Below are 4,759 nucleotides of genomic sequence, written 5' to 3'. Positions count from 1 at the left end.
ATGGTGCACAGCGGCAGGTAGTGGCCCTGCAGCTTGAGCGTGACCGCGCCCAGCGCCCAGGCCAGCGCAAAGGTGAAGGCGAGGCCGAGCGCCAGCCCGGCCCACGGCAGCAGCGCGGGGCCCACGGCGCCGCCCAGCCATGCGGCGGCCATGGGCGAGGTGCAGATCCACGCGGTGGCGTAGGCACCCATGCCGACGAACGCGGCCTGGCCGAAGGAGGTCATGCCGCCCACGCCGGTGAGCATCACCAGCCCGGCCGCGACCAGCGCATAGAGCCCGATGTTGCTGAGGACCGAGACCGTGAACTCCGGCAGGAAGCCCCAGGCGAGGGCCAGCGCCGCCACGCAGGCGAGCGTCAGCTGCCGGGGCGTGACCAGCGCGCGGCCGGCCGGTGCGGCGGCGGTTGCAGTGGTGCTGGACGGGGTGTTGTTCATTCCTCGTCCTCCACATGGTGGCTGTGCAGCGAACGCCACCACAGCACCGGAATGATCAGCGTGAAGACCAGCACCTCCTTGAACGGACTGGCCCAGAACGAGGCAAAGGCCTCGAGCTGCCCGACCAGCAGCGCACCCGCGAGCGCCAGCGGATAGCTCGCCAGCCCGCCCACGATGGCGGCGACGAAGCCTTTCAGCCCGATCAGGAAGCCGGTGTCGTAGTACACCGTGGTGAGCGGCGCAATCAGCAGGCCCGAGACCGCGCCGATGAGTGCCGCGAGCGCAAAGCTCAGGTCGCCCGAGAGCTCCGTCGGAATGCCCGACAGCCGGGCGCCCACGCGGTTGATGGCGGTGGCGCGCAGCGCCTTGCCGATCATCGAGCGGCCGAAGAACAGGAACATTGCAAGCACCAGCAGCAGCGTGACGCCAACCACCACCAGCGACTGCCCGCCGACCGGGATGCCGCCGATGTCGAAGCGCTCCTCGGAGAACGCCGTGGTGCGATAGCCCTCGGCACCGAAGAACAGAAGGCCCAGGCCTACCAGCACGCCATGCAGCGCGACGGAAACGATCAGCAGCATCAGCACGTTGGCGCTGGCCAGTGGCCGGTAGGCCAGGCGATAGAGCAGCGGCCCGAGCGGCATGATGAGCAGCAGCGTGGCGAGCGCCTGGCCCGCCATCGACGTGGGCTTGAGCAGCAGCACCAGCGCGGCCGCGGCCAGCGGCAGCACCACGCACCATGCGAGCGCGGAGGCCCAGTCGACCACCGCGCCGCGCTTCCAGCGCCAGAACTCGACCACCAGCACCATCGCCGCCAGCGCGAGCAGCAGCCACAGCGTGGCCGGCACGCGGCCGGCCTGCAGCACCGCCATCGAGAGCGCCCCGAAGGCGACGAACTCGCCTTGGGGAATGAAGATGACGCGCGTGACCGAGAACACCAGCACCAGCGCGAGCGCCATCAATCCGTAGACGGCGCCGTTCACGACGCCGTCCTGCCCCAGCAACAGGGCGATCTGCAGATCCATATAACTACAGCCTTCGGGCAACGCCCGTGAGTCAGGTCAGGAACACCGAGGAACCGGCTTTGCCGGGCCTCTGGTGTTGCCCCCGGTAGGGGGTGGGAGAAGCGACACGAAGTGCGCGAAGCCTGGGGGCGAGCCGAGTTTTCAGGGTTGGTATTTCCAGGCGCCGTTCTCGATCTTGACCATGACCCGGGCACGCTGGTCCAGGCCCAGGTGGTCGTTGGCAGTCATGTTGAACACGCCATGCGCGCCCGACACTTCCTTGACCTGCTCGAGCGCATCGCGCAGCGCCGCGCGGAACTCGGGCGTGCCGGGCTGCGCCTTCTTGAGCGCCACCGGCACGGCCGAGGTCATCAAGAGGCCCGCGTCCCAGGCGTGCGCGCCGAAGGTCGACACCGAGTTCTTGCCGTTCGCGGCCTCGTAGGCGGTGACGTAGGCCATGGCCGATTTCTTCACCGGATGGCTCGCGGGCAGCTGCTCGGCCACCAGCACCGGGCCGGCAGGCAGGAAGGTGCCTTCCACGTCCTTGCCGCCGACGCGCAGGAAGTCGGCATTGGCCACGCCGTGCGTCTGGTACATCTTGCCGGTGTAGCCGCGCTCCTTGAGCGTCTTCTGCGGCAGCGCGGCCGGCGTGCCCGAGCCCGCGACCAGCACCGCGTCGGCCTTGGCGGCCATGATCTTCAGCGCCTGGCCGGTCACCGAGGTGTCGGTGCGCGCATAGCGCTCGTTGGCCACGATCTTGAGCTTCTTCAGCTCCGCCGCCTTGGCGAATTCCTGCGACCAGCCCTCGCCGTAGGCATCGGAAAAGCCGATGAAGGCCACCGTCTTCACGCCGCTCGCGGCCATGTGCTCGGCAATCGCGAGCGACATCATGATGTCGTTCTGCGGCGTCTTGAAGACCCACTGCTTCTTGGCGTCCATGGGCTCCACGATGCGGGCCGACGCGGCAATGGAGATCATCGGCGTCTTGGCTTCGCTCACCACGTCGATCATTGCGAGCGAGTTGGGCGTGGTGGTCGAGCCCAGCACGATGTCGACCTTGTTCTCGGCGATGAGCTTGCGCGTGTTGGCCACCGCGGCCGTGGTGTCGGAGGCATCGTCCAGCACGATGTAGTTGATCTTCTGGCCGCCGATGGTCTTGGGCATCAGCGCAATGGTGTTCTTCTCGGGAATGCCGAGCGAGGCGGCCGGGCCGGTGGCCGACAGCGTCACGCCCACATTGACGTCGGCCCAGGCCGCGGCGGCGGTGGCGCACAGCGCGGCGATCAGCAGGGGCTTGAAGAAGAATTTCATTTTGGACTTGTCTCCGGGTTGAAAAATCGTTGTGGCGTCAACGCTCGTCGAAGGACAAGGTGACGCGTTCTGTGAGAGGGTGGGCCTGGCAGGTCAGCACGAATCCCGCGGCTACTTCATTCTTGTCGAGCGCAAAGTTTCTTTCCATGCGGACTTCCCCCTCCACCAGCTTCGCGCGGCAGGTGCCGCACACGCCGGAGGTGCAGGAGAACGGCACCTCGAGCCCGGCGGCCGACGCCGCATCGAGGATGCTCGGCTGCCCTTCGGTGAAAGTGATCTCGCGCTGCAGCCCGTCGCGCACGATGGTGATGCGCGCCTGCTTGGCATCGCCGGGCAGCGCTTCGTGCACCACCGCACCCACCTGGCCCGCCGACGCGGCCGAAGGCAGCGCGACGCGTGCACTGGCGGGCTCGATCGGCACGAAGAAGCGGCCCTGCGGCGCCATCACCTGCACCGTGTCGCCGGGCTGCAGGTGCGCGTTGATCCAGTTGGAGAACACGCCGCCCTGCACCTTGCGCACGCCCACGCGCAACTCGCCGTCGTCCAGGCCGGCGCAGATCGAATAGGAGCGGCGCAGGTCCTGCCCGTCGATGTCGCGGCGCAGCGTGAGGTATTGGCCCTGCGTGAAGCCGAAGACCTGCTGCAGCGCGGGCGGCACTTCGAAGGAGACGATGACGGCTTCCGAAGTGTCGGGCTCGACGGCCTTCACGCGCAGGGGATGGAAGAGGGTGCTCATCGCTCAGATCGGCTTGAAGTGTTCGAAGGGTTCGCGGCAAGTCATGCAGCGATACAGGGCCTTGCAGGCGGTGGAGCCGAAGGCGGAGAGGCGTTCGGTGTGCTCGCTCGCGCAGCGCGGGCAGGCAATGCGTTCGCCGCCGGCGATGCGGCCGAAGAGGCGGATGGGCATGGCGGTGCTGGCTGCAGCTTCGGGCGTGAGGTGGGCCGGCGGCGCGATGCCGTAGGCCTTGAGCCTGGCGCGGCCTTCTTCGCTGATCCAGTCGCTGCTCCAGGCGGGCGCGCGCCGCAGCGTGGCGCGTGCGCGGCCGAGGCCCGCCTTTTCGATGGCGGCCAGCACGTCGTGCTCGATGGCCTCGGTCGCGGGGCAGCCCGAGTAGGTCGGCGTGAGCACGATCTCCAGCCCGTCCTCATGTTCGATCACCTCGCGCACGATGCCCAGGTCGCAGACCGACACGGCCGGCACCTCGGGGTCGAGCACGGTGTGCAGCACGGCCCAGGCCGCGTCGATGCGCGATGCAATGGCGGTGCTCACCACACGCCTCCGGGATAGCTGCGCTGCAGGTGCTGCATCTCGGCCAGGATGTAGCCCATGTGCTCGCTGTGCACGCCCTGCTTGCCGGTGCTGCGGAAGGCGGTCTCCTGCGGCATGGCGAGCCCGGCGGCGTCGAGCACCTGCTGCATCTCGGCGAGCCACGGTTCGCGCAGTTCGCTCCATGCGGGGCCGAGGCCGCTCGCGCTGGCTTGCGCATCGACCACATCGCTCTCGAACAGCTCGGGCATGTAGAGCCAGAGCTGCTTCAGCGCCTTTTCCGTGCGGCGGCGCGATTCGTCGGTGCCGTCGCCGAGCCGCACGACCCAGTCGCCGGAATGCTGCTGGTGGTAGCGCGCTTCCTTCACGGCCTTGCCGGCGATGGCGGCCACCTCGGCATCGCTCGATGCGGCAAGGCGCTGCCACAGCAGCTTGAGCAGCGTGGCGACCATGGTGTTGCGCACCACGGCAAAGGCAAAGTCGCCGCGCGGCAGCTCGACCAGCGTGAGGTTGAAGTAGTCGCGCTCGTCGCGCAGGTAGGCGAGCTGGTCTTCGTCATGTTCGCGGCCTGCGCCTTCGAGCTTGCCGGCGTGCGTGAGCAGTGCGCGGGCCTGGCCGACGAGGTCGAGCGCGATGTTGGCCATCGCGATGTCTTCTTCCAGCACGGGCGCATGGCCGCACCATTCGCCGAGGCGCTGCGCGAGCACGAGGCAGGTGTCGCCTATGCGCAGCAGGTATTGCAC

General features: G+C 68.4%; 6 protein-coding genes. All 6 read right to left on the bottom strand.

Going from position 1 to position 4,759, the window contains the following annotated elements:
• A partial coding sequence (locus AC1DOC_RS24850; protein WP_478130701.1) for an ABC transporter permease subunit occupies positions 1-434 on the bottom strand: 434 nt, incomplete at its 3' end.
• Entirely contained in the window at positions 431-1,459 is a 1,029-nt protein-coding gene (locus tag AC1DOC_RS24845; protein ID WP_436287318.1) for a branched-chain amino acid ABC transporter permease, read from the bottom strand. The genes AC1DOC_RS24850 and AC1DOC_RS24845, both read right to left, overlap by 4 nt.
• Before the next feature lie 141 nt (positions 1,460-1,600).
• Positions 1,601-2,749, bottom strand: coding sequence for an ABC transporter substrate-binding protein (locus AC1DOC_RS24840; protein ID WP_012746379.1), 1,149 nt, complete (start codon positions 2,747-2,749; stop codon positions 1,601-1,603).
• Between the two features lie 37 nt (positions 2,750-2,786).
• Positions 2,787-3,485, bottom strand: coding sequence for a 2Fe-2S iron-sulfur cluster-binding protein (locus AC1DOC_RS24835; protein WP_478130700.1), 699 nt, complete (start codon positions 3,483-3,485; stop codon positions 2,787-2,789).
• Between the two features lie 3 nt (positions 3,486-3,488).
• Positions 3,489-4,019, bottom strand: a complete 531-nt coding sequence (paaD, locus tag AC1DOC_RS24830) for a 1,2-phenylacetyl-CoA epoxidase subunit PaaD (protein ID WP_478079094.1) — start codon at positions 4,017-4,019, stop codon at positions 3,489-3,491.
• Positions 4,016-4,759: 1,2-phenylacetyl-CoA epoxidase subunit PaaC (paaC, locus tag AC1DOC_RS24825; RefSeq protein WP_478130699.1), on the bottom strand; the 744-nt coding region annotated here is incomplete at its 5' end. The genes paaC and paaD, both read right to left, overlap by 4 nt.

The sequence above is a fragment of the Variovorax sp. 01T439_2 genome (assembly GCF_056398445.1).
The sequence above is the reverse complement of the archived record's forward strand: the minus strand, read 5'-3'. Positions and strand labels throughout refer to the sequence as shown.